Source organism: Oricola sp. (assembly GCF_965230365.1).
Lineage (GTDB): Bacteria > Pseudomonadota > Alphaproteobacteria > Rhizobiales > Rhizobiaceae > Oricola.
In genome coordinates this window covers 248,377-270,532 of the sequence record NZ_OZ246003.1, presented here as the reverse complement: position 1 = coordinate 270,532, position 22,156 = coordinate 248,377, and the positions used below count along the sequence as shown (strand labels likewise).

At 62.9% G+C, this 22,156-nt stretch carries 19 protein-coding genes; 11 read left to right on the top strand and 8 right to left on the bottom strand.

Annotation, left to right across the window (positions count from 1 at the left end; translation table 11 throughout):
* Positions 1 to 3: 3 nt before the first annotated feature.
* Entirely contained in the window at positions 4 to 1,002 is a 999-nt protein-coding gene (locus ACO06R_RS01255; RefSeq protein ID WP_421855041.1) for an ABC transporter permease, read from the top strand.
* Positions 999 to 2,180 (top strand): ABC transporter permease, encoded by a 1,182-nt coding sequence (locus tag ACO06R_RS01250; protein WP_421855038.1) that lies wholly within the window; start codon positions 999 to 1,001, stop codon positions 2,178 to 2,180. Before ACO06R_RS01255 ends, ACO06R_RS01250 begins: the two co-directional genes overlap by 4 nt.
* Positions 2,181 to 2,183: 3 nt before the next feature.
* On the opposite strand, the gene ACO06R_RS01245 is transcribed toward ACO06R_RS01250, so the two are convergent.
* From ACO06R_RS01245 to ACO06R_RS01225, 5 genes are read right to left on the bottom strand one after another with little or no spacing between them, the layout of a single operon-like run.
* The gene (locus ACO06R_RS01245; protein ID WP_421855035.1) at positions 2,184 to 2,942 is read right to left on the bottom strand and encodes a polysaccharide deacetylase family protein; all 759 of its coding nucleotides are present in this window, start codon (positions 2,940 to 2,942) and stop codon (positions 2,184 to 2,186) included.
* Positions 2,939 to 4,090 carry a glycosyltransferase family 4 protein gene (locus ACO06R_RS01240; RefSeq protein WP_421855032.1) on the bottom strand — a complete coding sequence of 384 codons (1,152 nt, stop codon included), beginning with the start codon at positions 4,088 to 4,090 and terminating at the stop codon, positions 2,939 to 2,941. Before ACO06R_RS01240 ends, ACO06R_RS01245 begins: the two co-directional genes overlap by 4 nt.
* Positions 4,074 to 5,246 (bottom strand): glycosyltransferase family protein, encoded by a 1,173-nt coding sequence (locus ACO06R_RS01235; protein WP_421855028.1) that lies wholly within the window; start codon positions 5,244 to 5,246, stop codon positions 4,074 to 4,076. The genes ACO06R_RS01240 and ACO06R_RS01235 overlap by 17 nt, the downstream gene beginning before the upstream one ends.
* Positions 5,243 to 6,511 (bottom strand): glycosyltransferase family 4 protein, encoded by a 1,269-nt coding sequence (locus ACO06R_RS01230; protein ID WP_421855025.1) that lies wholly within the window; start codon positions 6,509 to 6,511, stop codon positions 5,243 to 5,245. Before ACO06R_RS01230 ends, ACO06R_RS01235 begins: the two co-directional genes overlap by 4 nt.
* Before the next feature lie 13 nt (positions 6,512 to 6,524).
* Positions 6,525 to 7,706, bottom strand: coding sequence for a glycosyltransferase family protein (locus ACO06R_RS01225; protein WP_421855022.1), 1,182 nt, complete (start codon positions 7,704 to 7,706; stop codon positions 6,525 to 6,527).
* Between the two features lie 463 nt (positions 7,707 to 8,169).
* Between ACO06R_RS01225 and ACO06R_RS01220 the strand changes: the two genes are divergently transcribed.
* Positions 8,170 to 9,705, top strand: coding sequence for a sulfatase (locus ACO06R_RS01220; RefSeq protein WP_421855019.1), 1,536 nt, complete (start codon positions 8,170 to 8,172; stop codon positions 9,703 to 9,705).
* Between the two features lie 12 nt (positions 9,706 to 9,717).
* On the opposite strand, the gene ACO06R_RS01215 is transcribed toward ACO06R_RS01220, so the two are convergent.
* From ACO06R_RS01215 to ACO06R_RS01205, 3 genes are all read right to left on the bottom strand, one after another.
* Positions 9,718 to 10,584 carry a formylglycine-generating enzyme family protein gene (locus ACO06R_RS01215; RefSeq protein WP_421855016.1) on the bottom strand — a complete coding sequence of 289 codons (867 nt, stop codon included), beginning with the start codon at positions 10,582 to 10,584 and terminating at the stop codon, positions 9,718 to 9,720.
* A 112-nt stretch (positions 10,585 to 10,696) separates the two neighbouring features.
* Positions 10,697 to 11,701, bottom strand: coding sequence for a transketolase family protein (locus ACO06R_RS01210; protein WP_421855013.1), 1,005 nt, complete (start codon positions 11,699 to 11,701; stop codon positions 10,697 to 10,699).
* Positions 11,702 to 11,713: 12 nt separating this feature from the next.
* Positions 11,714 to 12,640, bottom strand: a complete 927-nt coding sequence (locus ACO06R_RS01205) for a transketolase (RefSeq protein ID WP_421855010.1) — start codon at positions 12,638 to 12,640, stop codon at positions 11,714 to 11,716.
* 93 nt (positions 12,641 to 12,733) lie between these two features.
* Here ACO06R_RS01205 and ACO06R_RS01200 point away from each other — a divergent pair, with 93 nt between their 5' ends.
* From ACO06R_RS01200 to ACO06R_RS01165, 8 genes are all read left to right on the top strand, one after another.
* Complete coding sequence (locus tag ACO06R_RS01200; RefSeq protein WP_421855007.1) at positions 12,734 to 15,100, top strand: molybdopterin-dependent oxidoreductase; 2,367 nt, start codon at positions 12,734 to 12,736, stop codon at positions 15,098 to 15,100.
* A gap of 21 nt (positions 15,101 to 15,121) precedes the next feature.
* Positions 15,122 to 16,615, top strand: coding sequence for an FGGY-family carbohydrate kinase (locus ACO06R_RS01195; RefSeq protein ID WP_421855004.1), 1,494 nt, complete (start codon positions 15,122 to 15,124; stop codon positions 16,613 to 16,615).
* Between the two features lie 14 nt (positions 16,616 to 16,629).
* The gene (locus ACO06R_RS01190; RefSeq protein ID WP_421855001.1) at positions 16,630 to 17,691 is read left to right on the top strand and encodes a zinc-binding dehydrogenase; all 1,062 of its coding nucleotides are present in this window, start codon (positions 16,630 to 16,632) and stop codon (positions 17,689 to 17,691) included.
* Complete coding sequence (locus ACO06R_RS01185) at positions 17,684 to 18,349, top strand: class II aldolase/adducin family protein (protein ID WP_421854998.1); 666 nt, start codon at positions 17,684 to 17,686, stop codon at positions 18,347 to 18,349. Before ACO06R_RS01190 ends, ACO06R_RS01185 begins: the two co-directional genes overlap by 8 nt.
* A 25-nt stretch (positions 18,350 to 18,374) precedes the next feature.
* Positions 18,375 to 19,328: a sugar-binding transcriptional regulator gene (locus ACO06R_RS01180; protein WP_421854995.1), complete on the top strand. Its 954-nt coding sequence runs from the start codon at positions 18,375 to 18,377 to the stop codon at positions 19,326 to 19,328.
* Between the two features lie 237 nt (positions 19,329 to 19,565).
* On the top strand, positions 19,566 to 20,600 hold the full coding sequence (locus ACO06R_RS01175) for an ABC transporter substrate-binding protein (protein WP_421854992.1): 1,035 nt from the start codon (positions 19,566 to 19,568) through the stop codon (positions 20,598 to 20,600).
* Between the two features lie 3 nt (positions 20,601 to 20,603).
* A complete protein-coding gene (locus tag ACO06R_RS01170) occupies positions 20,604 to 21,380 on the top strand; it encodes an ABC transporter permease (protein ID WP_421854989.1) in 777 nt (258 codons plus the stop codon).
* Entirely contained in the window at positions 21,380 to 22,135 is a 756-nt protein-coding gene (locus ACO06R_RS01165) for an ABC transporter ATP-binding protein (protein ID WP_421854986.1), read from the top strand. The genes ACO06R_RS01170 and ACO06R_RS01165 overlap by 1 nt, the downstream gene beginning before the upstream one ends.
* The last annotated feature ends 21 nt before the right edge of the window (positions 22,136 to 22,156 follow it).

The following is a 22,156-nucleotide window of genomic DNA, read 5'->3' as shown; positions in this document are numbered from 1 at the left end:
TTGATGGGGCGATATCTGCTGATGCGAGTCGCGGCGATGGTGCCGACGCTGCTTCTCGCCAGCCTGCTGATTTTCTTCATCATCGAACTGCCGCCGGGCGACTATTTCGAGAACTATGTCGCCGAACTGCAGGCTGCGGGCGAAACCGTCGATCCCGCCAAGATCGAGTATCTGCGCCGCGAATACGGGTTCGACCGGCCGCTCATGGAGCGTTATGTGGTTTGGCTGACCAACATGTTCCACGGCGATTTCGGCTACTCCTTCGAGCATGAACGCCCGGTCGCCGACCTGATCGGCTCGCGCCTGTTCTTCACCATGCTGCTGTCGTTCCTGACGATCATCTTCACCTGGGCGATGGCGTTTCCGATCGCCATCTACTCGGCGACGCACAAATACAGCTGGGGCGATTACGGCCTGACCTTTGTCGGCCTGCTCGGCCTTGCAACGCCGAATTTCCTGCTGGCACTGGTCATGATGTATCTGGCCAATGTGTTCTTCGGGGTGTCGATCGGCGGCCTGATGGCGCCGGAATATGTCGGCCAGCCGCTCTCGGTGGGCAAGGTCCTGTCGATCGCCGAGCATTTGATCATTCCGGTGATTGTGATCGGTACCGCCGGCACCGCGGCGATGATCCGGCGCATTCGCGCCAATCTGCTGGACGAACTGAACAAGCAGTATGTGATCACTGCGCGCGCCAAGGGCGTGCCGAAGTTCCGCGCGCTGGTGAAGTATCCGCTGCGCATGTCGCTCAACTTCTTCGTCGCCGACATCGGCAATGTGCTGCCGGCGGTTGTCTCCGGCGCCGAGGTCATCGCCATTGTGTTGTCGCTCGAGACGACCGGCCCGCTGCTGATCGCTGCCCTGAAAAACCAGGACATGTATCTTGCCGGATCGTTTCTGATGATGCTGGCGGTCCTGACGGTGATCGGTGTGTTGATCTCCGACATCCTGCTGACCGTCCTCGATCCGCGGATCAGGCTGCAAGGGAGGGCGACGAAATGAGCGACCAACCCGCAGGTGAACAGCCGACCGTTGGCCGCTTCGTATCCGAGGCGCCCTTCGATCCCTATGCGGTCGATCCGGTCTCCCCGCAGCAGGAGCGCTACAGCCGTGCGTCGCAATGGCAGCTGATGTGGTGGAAGTTCCGCGAGCACAAGCTTGCGATGGTCTCTGCCGTGGTGCTGTTGATCTTCTATGTCATTGTGGCGTTTGCCGAGTTCATCGCGCCCTATGACTATACGCAGCGCGATCCGCGCGCGATCTTCCAGCCGCCGGTGCAGGTGCGTCTGGTGCACGATGGGGCGTTCATAGGCCCCTTTGTCTACGGGCTCGACCGGTCGCTCAACATGGAGACATTGAAGCGCGAATACACGCCGAACCGGCAAGAAGTCGTTCCGCTGCGGTTTTTCTGCCGTTCCGATGAATACCGGATGTGGGGTCTGGTGCGCGCGGACCGCCATCTGTTCTGCGGCACCGATGGCAATCGCGTCTATCTTCTCGGCACGGACCGGCTCGGCCGGGACATGCTGTCACGCATCATCCACGGGGCCCGGGTATCGCTGACCATCGGACTCGTCGGCGTCGCTTTCAGCTTCGTGCTTGGCATCGCAATCGGCGGCGTTGCGGGCTATTTCGGCGGCTGGGTCGACTACGTGGTGCAACGGGTGATCGAGGTCCTGCAGTGCATTCCGACCATTCCGCTGTGGCTGGCACTGTCGGCCATCATGCCGGTCACTTGGAGTCCGTTGGCGGTCTATTTCGGCATCACCATCATTCTCGGATTGCTCGACTGGACCGGCCTCGCCCGCGCGGTGCGTTCCAAGCTGCTGGCCCTGCGAGAGGAGGAGTATGTGCTCGCCGCGCAGCTGATGGGCGCGAGCCCCGGGCGCATCGTCGTGCGCCATCTGATCCCGAGTTTCTACAGTCACCTGATCGCCTCGGCGACCATCGCGGTTCCGGGCATGATCCTCGGCGAAACCGCGCTCAGCTTCCTCGGTCTTGGTCTGCGGCCGCCGATCACCAGTTGGGGCGTTCTGCTGAACGAGGCGCAGAACATCAGCGTGGTCGTGCTCTACCCCTGGCTGATGCTGCCGGTGGTGCCGGTGGTGATCGTGATCATCGCGTTCAACTTCATGGGCGATGGCCTGCGCGACGCTGCCGACCCCTATTCCGACGACTGATCGTCACGCGGCGAGCAGGGATCGGGCGCTGTTCCAGGAGACGACTTGATGGCGGGCGGCCCATTTGGCCAACTGGTCCAGCGCCAGCCACGCAGCCTCGTCGTGCACGAGGTGGTGGGCGAGAATGCCGACAGGCGCGAAATCCGCCTCGCGTGCTCGCTTCAGCGCTGCCAGCGTTTCTTCCGCAATTGTCCCGACGGGTTTGCCGCCGCGCGTGCCGCGCCAGTCGATGATGTCGACATGGGTGTTCAGCCAGGGCATGTCGATTTCGCCGGGCATCCAGCCGAAACCGGAAATCGCCGCAAAACCGGCTGTTCCGGCGCGCGCTGAAACTGACGGTTCGATGCGGTTCCATGGCGGCACGAGGATGTTGGTGGCGCGCGTCCCGAAGCTTTGATGCAACCGGTTTCGGGCGGTGGCCAGCCGTGCCAGCAGGTCTTCGGGATCGACGGTCCCGCCCAGCTCGATCTTCTTTTCGCCTTCGCGCGCGTGGCTGGCATGGCTCAGGCCATGCACGGCAACATCGATGTGCGGCGTGGCGGCGACCGGCGCGACCAGGTCGTCGCGCATGAGATCTGGGATTACGGCAAGAAGCACGGCGATCTCGTGTTGCCGGGCAAAGCCGATCAGACGGCGCAGCGCGTCGGTCGACGCGACCGCGTCATCGTCGCGCAGCCAAAGCCGGACCGTCTGCCCGGCCGCGGCCCATGTCGCGAGTTCCGCGTCGAGGTCATTCCAGTACGTATCGAGTCGGTCGGTCACGGTGCTTTCCCCGCCTGGTTCGTCGCGATCAACTGGCCCAGTTCGCGTTTCAGCAGCTGAACCAGCCCGTCAACGGAACGCTCGCGCCGGACGAAGCGCCGCGCTGCCGCACCCATCGATGTGCGCATTTCGCGGTTGTCGAGCAATCGCGCGATGGCGCCGGCAAAGGCCGCCGTGTCGCCTTCCGGTGCGAGGATGCCGGTCTCGCCGTCCTTGACGACCAGCGGCACGCCCATCGACCGGTAGGCGGCGACAGGCAGGCCCATGGCTTGGGCTTCCAGATAGACCATGCCAATCGGCTCGGCGATGCCGGGCCAGACGAACAGGTCGGCATGCGCCATGACATGCAGGACCTGGGGCTGTGCGATGGCGCCGGTAATGTGGACCCGGCCCGCATCGAAGGGCGCAAACATGGCTTCGATGGCTGGCCGCTCCGGGCCGTCGCCGATCGCCACGAGGTTCCAGCGCCGGTCGGCGATCCGCGCCAGCGCGTCGGCCAGCGCCTGATAGCAGGCGAGCTTCTTGCCGGGCCGCATCATGCCGGCGGTGACGATCACCGGTGCATCGTCGTCAAAGGGGGGCAGGGAGATATCGGCGGGCTTCAGCGCGCCGATATCGGCGAAGGGCGCGATGCGCCTAACCGAGCCCATGTCGTCGAGCACGCTGGCCAGATAGGCAGCATCCGTTTCCTTCATGCAGAAATTGATGTCGGCGCGCCGGACCGCGTCCTGCACGGCGTGCCGGCCGCGCTGCCAATCGGCATCGCTGTTCTGATGCGTGCGGCAGGCTTCCGCGGTCACGTAGGGGATCGAGAAGTGCTCGGCGATGTTCGGCCCGAGCCAGTCTGGCGCCTTGCAGTAGGGATGATAGGTAAACCACAGTTCCGGCGCGGTGGTTTGGTCCCACGACGCGATCAGCCGTTCCGCCTCGGCCAGACCTTCCGCGCGCCGCTGTTCGAACAGGGCGTCGGAGGGGCGCTTCTGGTAGCCGATGAAGCGCGATGCAAGCGTGGCGTCGAAGCCGGCATGGCCGAGCGCGGCGAGGAAAAGGCGGGCAAAGGTCCGGTCGCCCGAAGGGATCGGATGATCGGGCGGTTTCAACGGCGCGTAGAAGGCAACGCGCGGACGCGGTTCAGCCAGCGAGGCCATCGACCGCGGCGCCTTGCGCCAGTTTCGCGACCAGTTGGGCCGTGGTTTGGGCGCCTTCCAGTATCGGCAGGTTTTGCCGGTCGAGCGGCGTGGCGAATGCTTCGTCGATGGCCTGCGCGAGCGTTTGCGCGCTCAGGTCGTTGGCGGCAACCGTTGCGGCGAGCCCCTTGGCTGCCAGCATTTCGACGCGGCGGATCTGCTCGGTTTCCTCGCCGTCCGACAACGGCGCGAATACCGCCTTGCAGCCGGCGCGGAAAACATCGGCAACCGTGTTGTAGCCGGCGCGCGAGACCGAGATCCCGCATTTGGCGAGCAGGCTGCGCAGATGCGGTACGAAATCGACGATCGTCACGTCGCCGCTCAAAAGCGAGCGCACATGCTCGACATCCTCGCGCGACATGTTGATGCCGGTGATGAAACACCATTTGCCGTTGGCGAGCTGCGTCAGCTGCTTGGCCTCTGCAGCGGCGAACAGCAGTTCGCGGCCCATGACCCCGCCGCCGACGGAGACAACGACGTCGAATGCCTCGAGGCTGTCGGGATCGACCATGTCCTCGGCTTCGGGCGCGACGAGGCCGGTATACATCACCAGATGCCGGATTTCGTCATAGTGCGGGAATGTATCTTCCAGCCGCACGAAGGCGGGATCGGCATGCACCAGAACGCCATCGTAGTTCTCAAGCAGCAGATCCACAGTCTCGCGGTCGCGGATCGGCTTGCGGTTTTCCTGCAGGATGTCGCGCACCGAACACAACAGCTTCGGCCGCTTGTCCGCCGCCTTGATCGCTTCGAGCAGCGGCAACAGTTCGAAGAACATCTGCCGGCGGCCGAACGGAAACGCCTCGGTGATGACGATGTCGGGCTTGGTCGCATGGAAGATATCGAGCAGCATGTCCCGACGCCGGTCGCGATAGGCCGCGTCGACGACATTGCCGTCGCGGTCTTCCATCTCGCGGAACACCTTTGTGCCGGCTTTCAGAGAAGGCAGGAAATGGACGGCCGCGCCGCCCGCATCCAGATTGGGGATCGGTTCGCCGCCCCAAACCAGGTCGACATCCATGCCGGCGGCGTCGAGCGCGCGCACCAGACGCATGGCGCGGAACACATGTCCCACGCCCATCAGGTGCTGGACATAGAACAGGACGCGCGCCGTCATTCCGCCGCAAGCCCCTTTTCTTGCTCGGCAGTTTCGGGATGCCAAGCCGTTTCCTCGAACAGGTCGGTCAGTTTCTCGTTGGTGCGCAGGTGGTCGAACTTCTCGCGCACCTTGGTTTCGCCGGCTTGCGCCATCTGCGCGCGCAGATCGGGATCCTCGGCCAGCAACCGGATCGCCTCGGCCAGCGCGGCCGGATCGTTCGGCTCGACCATCAGGCCGTTGACGCCGTGCTCGATCAGTTCGGGGATGGCGGAGATGTTGGTGGAGATGCAGGCCAGCCGCTGGCTCTGCGCCTCGACAAGCACATTCGGCAAGCCGTCGCGGTCGCCGTCCGCCGCGATCCGGCAGGGCAGCACGAAAAGGTCGGATTCGCGGTAGCGCTGCAGGACGGTTTCCTGCGGCAACGCGCCGAGGAACGAGACGCGCGCGTCGAGCCCGAGGGACTTCGATTGCGCCTTCAGATCGTTCAGCAACGTGCCGCCGCCGATATGAATCCATTGCCAGTCAACATCGTCGCCGAGCAGGGCGAACGCGTCCAGCAGGGTGTCGAAGCCTTTCTTCTCGACTGCCCGGCCAACGCTGATGATGCGCAGCGGCGGCTCACGCCGCGCGGCCCGGGCATCGGCGTGCGGGTCCGGCGGGAAACGGGACAGGTCGAGGCCGTGATAGACCAGCTGCACGCGGTCCGGTGCGGGCGCGAGCGACTGCAGCTTGGCAAAGCCGCTGGCCGTGCACGTCACGGTCCATTCGGTCGCTTCAAGCTTCTCGGCCAGTTCCCAGTCCGGCGTCGTCCAGATGTCCTTGGCGTGCGCCGAGCAACTCCAGGACAGACCTGTCAGAATGCTTGCATATTTGGTCACGGCGGCCGGCGTGTGGATGAAGTGGCTGTAAAGCCAGCCCACGTCACCGGGCAGCTCATGCGCCAAGACGAGCGCCTGACCGAAGCGGCGGACGCGGTTGGGCGTGAAGTCGCGCTTCAAATCCGCCCAGAACGAGCGCAGCGTTTCGCGGTAATGCGCGGCCTTGCGCATGGCGCGCCAGGCCCGGAACACGCGTCCCGGCTCCCTGTGCAGATATTCGGGCAGATAGGTCACCGGCGCGACGATCTCGTCATGGATCGGGTGGCGGTGCTTGTCGGTCGGGTGGCGCAGCGAAATCAGCCGCAGGCTGTAGCCGTGGTTTTCCAGCGCCAGCAGCTCCTGTGCGATGAAAGTCTCTGAAAGGCGGGGATAGCCTTTCAGTACGACAGCAATCGTTTTTGCCATGTTTGCCGGTTTCCTAGACGGCGAGCCGCCGTGGCTTTTCCTGTTGGTGGATCATGTCTTCCACCATTTCGCAGACCACATCCAGCCCCGAGAAATCGAGGTTATAGTTGGCTGTGGCCGGGCGGTCGCGGTCGAGCGCCTGCTCGATTGCCGCCGCGAACACGTCGGGATCGCGGGCTTCCTCGATATCGATGATCGAACACAGCCCCAGTTCATTGGCGCGCTGCGCCCGGATGGTTTGCTCGCGGCGCGGCTTGTTGCGCGGCACGAACAAGGCGCGCTTGTCGTAGATCATGGTTTCGCAGAACGTGTTGTATCCGCACATGCCCATCACCAGCCGGGCGTCCTGGACGAAGGCTTCGGGTTCGGTGACGAAGCCAAAGATCTGGCAATCGGGAATATCGACGGCAAGCTCGTCGATCTGCTGGCGCTGCTCGGAGGCGATAAACGGGCCGAGCAGCAGCAGCAGCGGACCCGGCAGCGAGGGCCGCCGGCGATAGGCTTGCAGCACCGACTGCATGAGCATGAAACCGTCGCCACCGCCGCCCGCCGTGACCAGCACGTGGTCCTGCAGCAGGGATGGCGTCTGCGCTGTGACCTTGCGGTCGATGAAACCGGTGTAGATGACCCGGCCGAGGGTCGAATCCGACAGGCCCAATCCTTGCAGCGGATCGTAGAAATCGCGCGGGCCGTAAACCCAGATCTGATCGTAGAGAGGGCTCAGGTCGGCAGGAATTTCCTTCTTGTCCCACTCAGACTGCAGCAGTTCGGCATCATCGAGAACGTCGCGCAAGCCGAGCACGCACATGGCGCCGCGTTCCTTCATCATTCGCAGCGAGGCCGACATCTCGCCGAGAAATCCCAGCGGTTCCTTGTCCACGATACACAGATCGGGATCGAACTCGGCAACCTCGGCCCGGATGATCGCCTCGCGTTGGCGCCGCACGGAATTGAAGCTTCCGGCGGGGTCGGCAGCCCGGTAATTGCCTTCCGGGGTCTTGGCCACGGACGGAAGGTGCACAAGGCGCGTCTGCGGAACCTCGCCGTAGGCGTCGGAAACGGAAGATCCGGTCAGGATGCAGATTTCAGTGTTCTCAAATCGCGCCGCCAGTGCCTTGGCGATCGACTGACAGCGCCGAAAATGCCCCAACCCAAGCGTGTCATGGCTATACAGCAGGATTTTGAACGGCTGCATGCTTTTCGAAATCCATGCTTTCGTGTGCGGGAACCAGGAGTGGAGCGGCTGCCAGATGGTGCTTCAAAGCCCTTTTTGCCATCCCTGACGGCGAAAAATCAATGATCAAAATGCTGCGAAGGCGCCCTAACCCATGCGTGCCGATCGCGATTTCGTTCCGATATCCCCAGACCGGCGACCGAAACCGCGCAATTACCGGCGACAGTCGCGACAATACGATCTTTGTGCGGCGCGATCAACAAACCCCCGGCATTTGATGGGTGACAACGCGCAGATTGTGATCGCTTTTGACGGCGACGTTTCTGCGCGAGGTGGCGAAGCCCGCTGCAGGTCCCGCGCGCAAACGAACAAAAGACAAATTAGTTGACAGTTGTCAAAACAAATTCGATCGATTATCCATGGACGAAGCCAACAGGCGCCGCGCGATCGCCGCGCAGGCGCGCATCAGCATGGCGGAGGGGTAATGAATATCATTCTGGTGCTTGTCGACAGCCTGAACAAGGACTGCTTGTCGATCTACAATCCTGAAACGAAGTGCCGCACGCCGAATGTCGCAAGGCTGGCCGAGCGGTCGCATGTCTTCGAGGACCATTTTGTCGGCAGCCTGCCCTGCATGCCGGCGCGCCGCGAGATCATGGCCGGGCGCAAGGAGTTTCTCTGGCGTCCATGGGGCGGCATGGAGGTGTTCGATCCTCGCCTGCCGCAGATTGTCGGCAAGAATGGCTACAACACCGCAATGGTAACCGATCACTATCACTATTGGGAGGAAGAGGCGAACGGCTACATGCAGGGATTCAAGTCCCTGGAACTGGTGCGTGGACACGAGGTCGACAGCTGGAAGGTGCACGACCCGGACGAGGACGACCCGCAATGGGTCAAGAACATCATGCAGTATCGCGCCGCCGAGCACATTCGCCAGTACGCGGCAAATGTGAAGAACTTCAAAGGCGAGGAGGACTACTTCGCGCCGAAAGTGTTTCAGGGAGCCTGCGACTGGCTCGACGAAAACGCCCGCAAGGGGCCGTTCTTCCTGCAGGTCGAGTGCTTCGATGTGCACGAACCCTTCGATGTGCCGGAGCCCTACGCCTCCATGTACACCGACGGCAAGAAGGACGATTTCAACATCTGGCCGCCCTATCAGGTCTATGCCGACCTGGAGAAGTTCATGAGCAAGACGACGCCGGAAGAACTCGACTTCCTGCGGTCCCAATACATGGGCAAGGTCACCATGATGGACACCTGGCTCGGCAAGTTCATGGACAAGCTGGATGCACTCGGCCTGTGGGAGGATACGATGGTCGTGTTCACCACGGACCACGGCCATGACCTCGGCGAACGCCACGTCTTCGGCAAGCAGTTCCCGCATTACGACAGCCATGCGAACATTCCGATGCTTGTCTGGCATCCCGGCGCGCCCGGCAATGGCAAGCGAGTAAATGGTCTCACCCAGACCGTCGACCTGTTCGCCACGCTGATCGATGCCGCCGATGCCGAGGTGCCGGGTGCCAACAGGCACTCCCGCAGCATTCTGCCGATGATCACAGAGGGGGCGGATAGCCCGCACGACGCGTTGATCTATGGCACCTTCGGCCAGGGGGTCTGCGCGACGGACGGTCAGTGGACACTGTTCCGTGCACCAGTAGAAGGTAAGCAACTGTTTACATATTCAACTGCCATTTTCCGGCCGCTGATCGTCGACAATCCCGTCGACGGGCGGGTTGGCAAGCCTCCCTCGCCGCCGGCGGAACAGGGTCTGTTCGATCCATCGGTCGATCTGCCGCTTTGGAAGACGCCGATCACGATCGATCCGCGCACCTATGATTGCTACCTCTATGATCGCGAAAAAGATCCCGGCCAGACTGAGAATCTCTGGCAGACGGATGTCGGGCAGCGTGAGCGCATGCTTCGCCTTGCCCGCCGGCTCATGGAGGAGGAGGGTTGCCCACCCGAGCAGATCGAGCGCCTCGGTCTGACCGATGCCGACCTCGAAGCTGCGTAAGGAACTGCTTTCTCAAACCGGATCGAATGCGAGTCGGAAGCCGCAATTCGATGTCCCATTGTCCGCCTGCCGGCCGGACCGCGCGGCAATGCGGTAGCGCCAGCAGTAGCTGGCGTGGCAAAGGAACGATCCGCCTTTCAGCACTTTCTCGTCGTCGTCGAGAGCCTGCTTGTTGCGCAGCTTCGCCGCCTTGCTGACGGAGCGTATCCGAAACCGGTCGTCGCACCATTCCCAGACATTGCCGGCCATGTTGTAGAGGCCATAGGCATTGGCGGGGAAGCTCACCGCCGGCGCGGCGCCGTAATAACCGTCGGCTGCCGTGTTATGGTGCGGAAACCGGCCCTGCCAGATGTTGCAGTGGGTGAAGTTTTCGTCGCCAGGTTCGTCCTCCCCCCAGGGGTAGCGGGTCTCATGCGATCCGCCGCGCGCCGCGTGCTCCCATTCGGCCTCGCTCGGCAGCCTGCCGCCTGCCCATTCGCCATAGGCCCTGGCATCGCTCCACGAGACATGTACCACCGGATGGTCGGGCGCATCGCGCCATGACGAGCCCGGTCCAAGCGGCGTGTGCCAGGTCGCGCCCGCGACCGCGTTCCACCATGGCAAGTCCGGCGGTTGGGGCCCCGATTGCCGTTCGAGCAGACCGCGAAAGACATAGGACCATCCGATCTTCTCGGCGTCGCTCACATAGCCGGTCGCCTCGACGAAAGCCGAAAACTCGCGGTTGGTGGTTGCAGCCCGCGCGATGCCGTATGGCTTCAACACAACCGGCCGGACCGGCGCTTCGCCATCGGCCTTGATTTCGGGTCGCGAGGTTCCGGTGTGGCTTTTGCCGCCCTCGATCCAGGCGATGTCCTTGTTGTCGATGTGTGGCACGTTCACTGCTGCTTGTCTCGGGTTACGCGATGGGCCTGTGATAACGCCGGCACCGCAAATGAAAAAGGCCCGCGCATTGGCATGCGCGGGCAGTATGTCAAGCCTGGCTCCTGTGGGATCAGAGCGCTTCGGCCTTGACCAGCGAATGGACATCCTCGACGCGGGCGGCATCGAGGTCGCTTTCGGTGATACCGAAGTCTTGTCCCATCAGGTTTTCGATGCCGCGCACCAGCGCCAGCGCGTCGAGCCCGTAAAAGCGCATGAGATAGGGACGCGAGCCGCCATGCGCGTAGGTGTCCTTGAGGCCGAGGCGAACGAGTTTCTTGCCGACGCCCGCGTCTGCCATCGTTTCGGCAACGAGGCTGCCGATACCGCCTTCGGTCACATGGTTTTCCAGCGTGATCACGCCGTGCTTGACGCTGGCGATGTGGTCCAGCAGCGCTTGCGGATCGAACGGCTTGATCGTGTGCAGGTGCAGGTGGCGGATCGAAAGCCCGGCCTTTGTGAATGCAGCACGCGCGCGCATCGCCTCTTCGGTGCAGATCCCCGATGTCACCACGAGCACGTCGTCGCCCTCCGACAAACCGCGCATTTCGCCGACCTTGATCGGCGTGTCGAACAGCCTGGGAACCGAACCGCGCAGCACCCGGCACCAGACCGGGCCGTCGATGCTGTCGGCCGCCTGGCAGATCGATTCCACCTCGGTGGCATCACCGGTCTCCAGGATGGTCATGTTCGGTATCGACCGCATGACCGAGATGTCCTCGATGGACTGGTGTGTCATTCCGCCTGGAGTGGTGACGCCGGGGAGGAACCCCATGAGCCGGACCTTGCGGCGCGGATAGGCGATCGACGCCATCAACTGGTCGTAGGGCCGCCGGTACATGAACACGCCGAAGGTGTGGATGAAGGGCCGGTAGCCGGCGAGGCCGAGCCCGCCGGCGAAGCTCATCATGTTCTGTTCGGCCATGCCGAGGCTGACGAACTGCTCGGGGTGGCGATCGCGAAAGCCGTCCACCTCGCAAGACGATGTCAGGTCTGCCGAAAGGCATAGAATGTCGGGATTGCCCACCGCGAACGCCTCGAAGGCCTTGGCATAGGGCCGGGATACCATCTCTACCATCTGCCGGGCTCCTCAGTGTGCGTAATCGATCGGATCGACGCCAAGGTCCCTGGCAATCGAAACATTCATGCGGGCGCGCTCGTCTTCGGACTTGAAGCGCACATAGTGCAGGCGCGGAAACCTCTCTTCGAGAATCGACATGGTGTGGAACGGGCTGGTGCGCGCCAGGATGATCAGCGGGCGGCCTTCATGCGGTTCGTTGACCGCCTGGCGCATCGCGTCGATGTCGTGTCCGTCGATCTCGACACAGGCCGCGCCGAACTCGATGAACTTGCGGCGGATGTCGCCGACCTCCATGACGCTCGACATCGCGCCGTCGCATTGCTGGTCGTTGACGTCCATGATCGCATAGAGATTGTCGATGCCGTGAAAACGGGCGGCCTGCACGGCTTCCCATGTCTGGCCTTCCTGCACCTCGCCATCGGACATGAACACCCAGGTGCGGCCCGGCTCGCCGCGCCGCTTGCGCCCGTAGGCAAGCCCGGCACCGGTCGAAAGCCCGATGCCCAGCGTGCCGTTGTGGACTTCCATGCCCGGCGAGTGCTCGGCGCCGATCATCTCGACGGAAGATCCGTCCTGGTTGAACATCTCGAGCCCTTCGGTCGCCATGCGGCCGACCTCGATCAGCGTCGCATAGGCGACAAGCGCGTAATGCGCCGGCGCAATGAAAAGCCGGTCGTATTCCGGCGCCGCCGGACCGTTGTAGCCGGCGCCGGTATGGTAATCGGTATTCGTCGGCGACGGCACGCCGCCGAACGGTTTCGGGATCATCGGCAGCGTCGGCGGGCCGAGCTTCAGTTCCTCGTGATAGAGCCAAGCCAGTTGCTCGCCTGCCGAGCAGGCCTGGCTAAGGTAGCCGCCATTGTTACGCATCGAGTGTTCGAATACTCGACGGCGAATCCCGAGGGCCACGTCCTCTGTCGTTTTTTCGTTGCGCATAGGACCTTGGTCCTCCTTCGCGGGCAATATCCAGGTTGAAATCGCGATTATCATATGAAAGAATGTTTGACAATTGTAAAGGCATGACAGGAAATGACGGCATCACGCAACAAGGCAGCGCGCTACACAGCGGCTCACTGGGGTACCTATGAGATCGAGGACGGCTGCGAAGAGGGCTCAGTGCCAGACGTGCCGAGGCTGATGCCTGTCGGTCTGGACCCTCAGCCATCGCAGGCGGGGCGCGGCTGGATGTCTTCGGCGTCCGATGTTGCAACCCGCATTCGCCGCCCGGCAATTCGCCGCGGATGGCTGGACGGTGATGGCGGTGCCGGGCGCAACGACGATGCGTTTGTCGAGGTCGGCTGGGACGTGGCGCTGGACCTTGCCGCCGGAGAACTGCAGCGCGTGATTGCCGACCATGGCAATGCGGCGATCTATGGCGGCTCTTACGGTTGGGCAAGCGCGGGGAGATTCCATCATGCGCAGTCGCAGCTTCGCCGGTTCCTCAACCTGACCGGCGGCTACACCGCGGCGCGCGACACCTATTCGCATGCGGCGGCCGAGGTGTTGCTGCCGCATGTGGTCGGCATGTCGATGCGCGACTTTGAGGATTCGCTGACCAGCTGGCCGTTGATCGAGGCCAACTGCTCGTTGTTCCTGGCGTTCGGCGGCGTGTCGGATCGCACCGCGCAAATCGCGTCTGGCGGAACAGCCGAGCATGAGGTCGGCCACTGGATGAAGCGCGCCGCCGCCAACGGCATGCGCACGGTCTGCATCTCGCCGTTGAAGAGCGACATTGCCGATCTGCCCGGCGCGTCCTGGCTTCCGGTGCGCGCCAACAGCGATGTCGCCCTCATGCTCGCGCTCTGCCACGAATTGCTGGTCAATGGCTGGCATGACGAGGATTTCCTGCGGCGTTGCACCAGCGGCTGGGAGGATTTTCGCGATTATGTGCTGGGCGCGCGCGACGACGTGCCGAAATCGCCGGCATGGGCCGCGCCGTTCTGCGATCTGCCGGAAGCAGACATTCGCGCGCTTGCCGCCGAACTGCCGAACAACAAGGTCATGGTCTCTGTCGCGTGGGGATTGCAGCGCGCCGACCATGGCGAGCAGGCGATTTGGGCGGGGCTGGCGCTTGCGTGCCTGCTCGGGCAGATCGGCCAGCCGGGAACGGGTTTTGCCTTCGGATACGGTTCGACGACGACCCCGGGCAGGCCGAAGCGTTTGATCGGCTGGCCGGCAATGCCGCAGGGGCGAAACCCGGTCGAGGAGTTCATTCCCGTTGCCCGGCTTTCCGACATGCTGCTGAATCCGGGCGGGACCTATGCCTATAACGGCGCTCTTCGCCGCTATCCCGAAATTCGGCTCGTCTACTGGGCCGGCGGCAATCCGTTTCACCACCATCAGGACCTGCTGAGGCTGGAAACGGCATGGACCGCTCCCGAGACCGTGATCGTCCACGATCACAGCTGGACCGCGACCGCGCGCCGCGCCGACATCGTGCTGCCCTGCACGACATCGCTGGAGCGCACCGACATGATGATCAGCCGCCGCGACCCGCGTCTGGTCCACATGAGCCCGGCGATGCCGGTCATCGGCGAGGCACGGTCCGATCACACCATATTTGGTGGCCTGGCCGAGCGCATGGACATTGCCGACGACTTCACCGACGGCCGCAGCGAAGAAGAATGGTTGCGTTGGCTCTGGGCCGGCGCGCAGGCCGTCGCGCAGCAAGAAGGGTTCGCGCTGCCGGACTACGAAACGTTTCGCGACAGGGGGCTGGTGACTGTCCCCGATGCCGACGAAACCAGAACCCCTTTTGAAGAATTCGTTGCCGACCCGGACGCCGCGCCGCTCGCCACGGAGAACGGGAAGATCACGCTGTTTAACAGGCGCATCGATGCGATGGACCTTGCCGATTGTCCCGGTCACCCAGCCTGGCTGGAACCCCGCGAATGGACGTATCGCGCGCCGCCCGACCGGCTTCACCTGATTTCGAACCAGCCGAATCTGCGCCTGCACTCGCAACTCGACAATGGCGATACGGCGCGTGCCGCAAAACGCCGTGGTCGCGAGGTTTGTCAGATGCACGCGCAAACGGCTGAAAGGCTGGGGTTCGCCAAAGGCGATATCGTTTGCATCCGCAATGACCGCGGCGCCTGCCTGGCGTCGCTCGAGCTGAAGGACGACATGCGGGCCGACTGCCTCGTCTTGCCGACCGGCGCCTGGCTCGACCTGCAGGATACGCATGCCGGCCGCATCGACGTGCACGGCAATCCGAATGTACTGACCATCGACAAGGGAGCCTCGGGCCTCAGCCAGGGAAACATCAGCCACACGACCTTGGTACGGGTGGAGAAATGGGACGGCCCGTTGCCCGACATAGCGGTGCACTCGCAGCCGGAATTCGTGGAACGCGCTCGACCGTTGTCGGGCAGCCCCTACGAATTGGCGTCGTGACGGGTCCGGGAGGAGACTGATTTGGGAGAGGAATACTGGCTCGGCATCGATGCCGGGACAACGGCGATCAAGGCGGCGGTCTACCGAAACGACGGATCGCAGGTTGCGCTCGGCCAGGTGCCCAGCGAAGTGAAGGTCGCGACAGGCGGGCGCTCCGAACAGGACATGGAAGATGTCTGGCGCAGCGTTTGCTCTGCGATAAAGTCCGCGCTGTCGGGCCTTGACGCTGCCGATGTCAAAAGCGTGGGGATCGCAGCGCAGGGCGACGGGTTGTGGGCGCTCGACGCAGGCATGCAGCCGGTTGGTCCGGCAATCCTGTGGAACGACACGCGCGCTTCCGACATCGTTGATGCGCTTTATGAATCAGGTCGGGCCAAGGCTGTCAGTCATGCCTGCCATACGTCGATATGGCCCGGCACGGTCGGCGCGATTTTCGCCTGGCTCAAGGCCAACGACCCGGCACGCGTCGATCAGATCGCCCATGTGCTGTACTGCGCCGATTGGGTCGGATACCGGATGACCGGTAAGGTTGCGACCGATTTCTCGGATGCAACGATCCCGTTTCTCGATTTGCGGCGGCGGGCCTATGACGAGGCCGCGTTTTCCGCGCTCGATGTCGCCGAGCTTCAGGGCAAGTTGGCCGCGCCGCGCGTTGCATCCGAGCGGCTTGGAACGATCACGGCGGCGGCCGCGGCTGCGACCGGCTTGCCTGTCGGCGTGCCGGTTTCCGTTGGTACAATGGATCTTGCGGCGATGATCGTCGGCATGGCGATGCGGCAGCCCGGCGAGACAATGATGATCCTCGGCACCACTGCGGTCGTGAACATTCTCGCTGACTCGGTTGAAAAAGCGGATCTGCCGGTCGGCGCCACGGCCTTCCATGCCGATGGACAAACGCTGATCCGCGTTCTTGCACCAACGACGGGGGCAGCGGCTTTCGACTGGTTTTGCGCGCTCCACCCGCAGACACTGGGCGGGGCCTCGCCCGCCGAGATCGCCGGCAAGCTGAACGCCCTGGCCGGCAATGTGCCGCCCGGCGCCAACGGGATCACCTTCCTGCCTTATCTGAACGGCGAACGCGCGCCTTTCGTCGCGCCAAAGGCGCAGGCGACGTTCTTCGGCCTGACGTCTGCCAGCAGCACCGCCGACATGGGGCGTGCGGTCATGGAGGGCGCGGCTTTCAGCCTGCGCCACTGTTTCGAAGCGGAAGGCGGTCGTCCGCAGAAGCCGGTCCGGCTGACCGGCGGCGGCGCTCGCAACGCGCTGTGGTGCCAGATCATCGCCGATGTGATGCAGGCTCCGATCATCGTCAGCGAGGAATCCGATCATGGCCTTTGGGGTGCGGCCTGCGTGGGCGCGGCTGCCGCAGGCGGCGGCGATGCCTGCGTACTGGCCGAAGGACATGAAAGCACCATTCGATACGACCCCGATCCCGCGACCGCCGGGGCCTATGACGCGGCGTTTAACCGTTACCACGCGCTTACAGAAGCCTGTCAGGCCATCTGGAAAGCCTGAGCCTGGAGTAGGATATGACGAAAACCATGAAAGCGGCCGTGTACCACGCGCTCGATGACATCCGGGTTGAGGAATGGCCCGTGCCGGAAATCGGCCCGGAAGAGGTTTTGCTGAAAACGCTGGCTTGCGGCCTTTGCGGCGGCGAGACCATGGCCTGGTACAAAAAGGGCGATCCCAAGGTGCTCGGTCACGAACCGATTGGCGAGGTCGTTGAGGTCGGGCGCGACGTGACCGGTTACAAGCCGGGCGACCGGTTGTTCGTCAATCATCACGTCGGCAGGATCGACAGCCACCTGTCGCGGCGCGGACATTTCACGCGCGATCCCTTCTACAAGTCGATGCGGCTCGATCCGGGCGGCGTGTGCGAATACTACCGCGTAACCGCGCAGCACCTGAGAATGGATGCGCACAAGCTGCCCGACAACATCTCCACCGAGGCCGCGGTGACCATCGAACCGTGGTCCTGTGTGGTCTCGGGTCTCAAGGTCTGCAACATCCAGCTTGGCGATACGGTCGCCGTGGTCGGCGCCGGTTTCATGGGGCAGGGCTTCGTGCATCTCGCGCCGTTGTTCGGCGCCGGCAAGGTGGTGGCGCTCGATTTCTCCGATTGGCGATTGCAGAAGGCGCGAGAGTTTGGCGCCACGCACACGATCAATCCAAAGAACGAGGATGCCGTCGAGGCGCTGCGCGCCGTCAACAATGGCAGGCTCGCCGACACGGTGATCGTCATTGCGCCCTTTGCGCCGGCATGGGCTCAGGCCGAGGCGCTTGTCGAGGTGGGCGGCACGCTACACCTCGGCGCCCCGCTGGCGCCCGGCACCGACTGGGTCCGCGACGGCGCGCGTGCCTATTTCGACCAGATCACGGTCACGTCGCGCTACAGTTCCGATCACACCGACACCTACAGCTACATTCGTCTGCTGGAGTCAGGTCGCATCAAGGCCGATGAGGCGATCTCCCATCGCTTCGATATCGCCGACAGCGCGACGGCTTTCGAGATGCTGCGCAAAGCGGAGAAATCGCTAAAGATAGTCGTCTATCCGCACGGAGTTCCGGAGGACAAGGTCAATGCTTGAAGCGCTCAAGGAAGAGGTTTGCGAGCAGAATCACGAACTGCCGCGCGCGGGGCTCGTTGTCGGGTCAGGCGGAAACGTTTCGGGGCGCGATCCCGAAAGCGGGCTGGTGGTCATCAAGCCGTCCGGTGTGAAATTCGCCAAGCTGACGCCAGAAACCATGTCGGTCGTCGATCTCGACGGTAAAGTCATCGAGGGCGAGATGAAGCCTTCGGTCGACACGGGCATCCATCTGTATATTTATCGTCACCGTCCGGATGTCTTTGGGATTACCCACACCCATTCGCCTTATGCGACCTCGTTTGCGGCCCGTGGCGAGCGGATTCCCGCGGTCTTGACCCCGATCGTGCATCTGATCGGGCGCGACGTACCGTGTTCGCGCTATGCCACCCCCGGCGAGGTGGACACCGGCCAGGCGATCGTGGAAGCCGCCGAGGGCGGCTATGCGGCGCTGGTCAAAGCGCATGGCGTATTCACGATGGGCAAGTCCGCAACGGAGGCGACAGCCGTCGCCATGTATTTGGAGGAGGCGGCCATGACCACGCATCTTGCGATGTGCCGCGGACCCGTCGAAGAATTGCCGCAGGAAGAAATCGATCGCTGCTTCAAATGGTTCCGGCACAACTATGGACAATCAGGCAAGAAAATAGTTTCTGCCTGAAATGGCCCGCGATGATTCACGCCGCTTGTCCGACAAGGACGCCCATCTCGCCAATGTGGCGCTCCTTTATTACGGCGAGGGACTGACGCAGAGCGAGATCGCTCAACGCTTGGGCGTTTCGCGGCCGACAATCGTCAATCTCCTGCGCGAGTCGCGTGAACGCGGTATCGTCGAGATCCGCGTTGAGGGCGAGGTGCTCGCGGCCTCGAACCTGTCCCGCCTCTTGTGCCAGAAATTCAACCTCAAGGACGCTTACGTTTCGCAGAGCCGCGGCGAATCGGCGCCGCCCGCCGACCGCGCCGAAGCGCTTGCCCAGGTGGCGCGCGTCGCGGCGATGGCGCTGATCGATATCGTCAAACCCGGCGACAGTATCGGCGTTGCGTGGGGCGAGACGATCAAGGCGGTTTCTTCGGTCATCGGCAACGCACGCATCGACGGCGTGACCGTGTGCCAGATGATCGGATCGATGGTGTCGGACCGCGTGCCGGCCTCCGAGGACTGCGCGATCAGGATCGCCAATTGCTTCGGCGCGACTTGTTTCACACTGCACGCGCCGGCGGTCCTGTCGTCGGCGGAGCTTGCAAATGCCCTGAAGATCGAGCCGACGATCGCTGCCCAACTCAAGCGCTTCGACAATCTCGATGTCGCCGTGTTTTCGGTTGGCAACATGGCCGCAAGCACGCACCTGGCCGGGGCCGGCATAGCGCAGGCTTCCGACATCGAAACGGCGGAGGCCAGCGGTGCGAGGGGGGTCGTCTGCTGCCGATACATCGATGCCCAGGGCAATGCCCTGCAGCAGCCCCCGCAGGAGCGCATTGTAGCAATCGAAGTCGATCAGCTTCGCCGCATCGAACGCAAGCTCCTGGTCGTTGCCGGCGAAGATCGAAAAGACGCCGCACTGGCGGTTTTGAATGGCGGCTTGGCGACGCATCTTTGTGTCGATGAGGCGCTGGCGCATGCGCTGCTCGAAGCCGGCTGATCGTCGGCTATCCGGGACACCTTTCCGCAAATCTGCATCTGTCGAGGGCAGCGCAATGCTTGCGCTTTTCCGCCGTTGCCGGCGGGAACGATAGCAGGCTGGGATGTCCGCAATCGAAAATGGGCTCAAATGACAAAATAATTGACAAATGTAAAATCTCATTCATAATCGCCGGGAGTTTACGGTGGTTCGGTTCACCGTGACTGGGAGAGAGAAATCACGAGGGAGGACCCGACAGTGCCCAAACCTGTTCATCAAGCCGTTTCGCGCAGAACCATCCTTAAAGGAGGCATCGCCGCCAGTGCAGCGCTCGCTGCGCCGAACTTCTTCATCGGCAAGGCTCACGCCTCCAGCGAGAAACTCAAGGTCGGCATCATTCCGGCCTATTCGTTCGGTCTTTACTGGCTGATCCAGGATCAGGGCTTCGCGCCCGGTGTCGACATGGAATTTTCCGTGTTCCCGTCCGGCCCACCGGCCATCGAGGCCATGGTGGGCGGTTCGGTCGACACGATCACGGTCGGTTCGGTGCCGCCGCTGGCGGCCATGTACCGCAAGGTCGCCGATTTCCGCGAAATCTCGATCTGCGGCGATGCATCCGGCCTGTTCCAGATTGTCGGCGCTCCCGGCATGAAGTCGCTCGCCGATCTCGAAGGCAAGAAGATCGCGGTGACGTCCGGATCGAATTTCGACTTCTTCCTCGGTGTGGCGCTGGCCAATGAAGGCCTGGAAGACATGCCGCTGACCCGCGTCAACATGGAACCGATCGACGGCCAGTCCGCCTTCATCGCTGGCGCTGTCGATGCGACGGTTCCGCTGGCGACGTCGCGCAAGCTGATCTACGACGCGCTGCCGGATGCTTCGCTGCTGGTCGAAGGTTCGCAGATGCCGATCGACAAGCGCCCCTCGATCATGGATGTCTTCATGACCACCCAGCAGAACCTGGATGCCAAGGAAGCCGCCTATGTCGAGGTCGTGCGGGCGTTCCATGAAAAGGCCGTGCCGATGCTGCGCGAGGAAAACGCCGCTGTCGTCGACCGGATGGTCGAATGGCAGAGCGGCATGGGCCGCGCCGGCGTCAAGCCCGCCGATGTCGAGCCGCTTCTCAATGGCTACTTCTACTTCGACAAAGCCGAGATCAAGGACGTCTATGCCAAGGGCATTCTGAACAACGCCCTGCGCGTTCAGTCCGAATTCCTTGTGGCCAACGAGCGGATCGGCGGTATGCCGGACCTCGCCGCCCTTGTTTCCGATCAGGTCGTCAAGCAGATCTAAGACATGAAACTCCTGCTGTCATTGCTGTCGGGGCGCCTGTTTCTGGGCGCCCTTTCGATCGGGGCTGTGTTGCTGGTCTATGCGGCCGTAACCAGCCTGCCGGACAACAACCCTGCGCTTCTGCCGCCAATTCCGGATATTGTGGGCTCGTTCGCCACGAACCTCGAGGCGGGCGCTTTGGGCGATGCGTTGGCGGCGAGTCTCTACCGCATCCTCATGGGCTTTTTCATCGGCACGACACTGGCAGTGATCATTGGTTGTCTTGTCGGATGGTACAAGCCGATCGAGTACCTCATCGATCCGCTGATCGAATCGGTCCGCCCGATCCCGCCGCTGGCCTATATCCCGATCATCATCATCTGGTTCGGGATTGAAGAATTCAGCCGTGTCCTGTTGATCACCATCGCCTGCTTCATGGTCTGCGTGGTCAACGTCATCGCCGGCATGAAGAACGTGCCGCAGGTCTATGTCGATGCCGCGGCGACCATGGGCGCGTCCCGCTTCCAGGTCTTCCGCACGGTCGCCATTCCGGCGGCAACCCCCTTCATCATCACCGGCTACCGCATCGCGCTGGCCGCCGCGTGGACAACGCTGGTCGCCGCCGAGCTGATCGCCGCGCCAAGCGGACTTGGATACATGCTGCAGGAAGGCCGGCGCTATTTCCTCACTGAACAAGTCATGATGATCATCATCGTGATCGGCACCTGTGCCTTCATCATGGACCGTACCTTCAGAACGATTCAGGCCCGCCTGACACGCTGGTCGGAGGCTCGCGAGTAATGCCGGAAATCAAAGTTAACAATCTCAGCCACACATTCGGAAAGAACACCCCGGCCGCGCTGACTGTCCTGGAGGGGATCGACCTTTCGTTTCCGTCCGGCAGCTTCACCTCCATCGTCGGAACATCCGGTTGCGGCAAGTCCACGCTCCTGAAAATGATGGCCGGCCTCTTCGAACCTTCCGACGGGGAGATGACGCTCGATGGCGATGCCATCAAGGGCACTGACCGGCGGCGCGGCATGGTCTTTCAGCAGGATGCCGTGTTTCCCTGGATGACGGTTGCCAAGAACGTCTCCTACGGACCGCGCCTGCGCGGCGCCAGCCGTCGCGAGCAGAAGGAGATCGAGGCCAAGTGGATCGAGATGGTCGGCCTCAAGGGATTCGAGGACCGCTGGCCACGCGAACTGTCCGGCGGCATGCGCAAGCGCGTCGATATCGGGCGCGTCTATGCCAACGATCCCGATGTGCTCCTGATGGACGAACCGTTCGGAGCGCTCGACGCACAGACAAAGGAACGGATGCAGTCGGACCTGCTGAAGACCTGGGGGCGCTCCAAAAAGACGATCATCTTTGTCACCCATGACATCGAGGAGGCGATCTTCCTGTCAGACAAGGTCGTCGTGATGTCGGCAAGACCGGGCCGCATAAGTCATATCGAGGAGATCACGCTGCCGCGCCCGCGCGACAACGAGATGCGCCTGACCGACGAGTTCTTACAGATCAAGCGCAAGCTCTGGGGCATGCTCGAGCATTGAGCGTAAGTTGCCGGGAGGCCT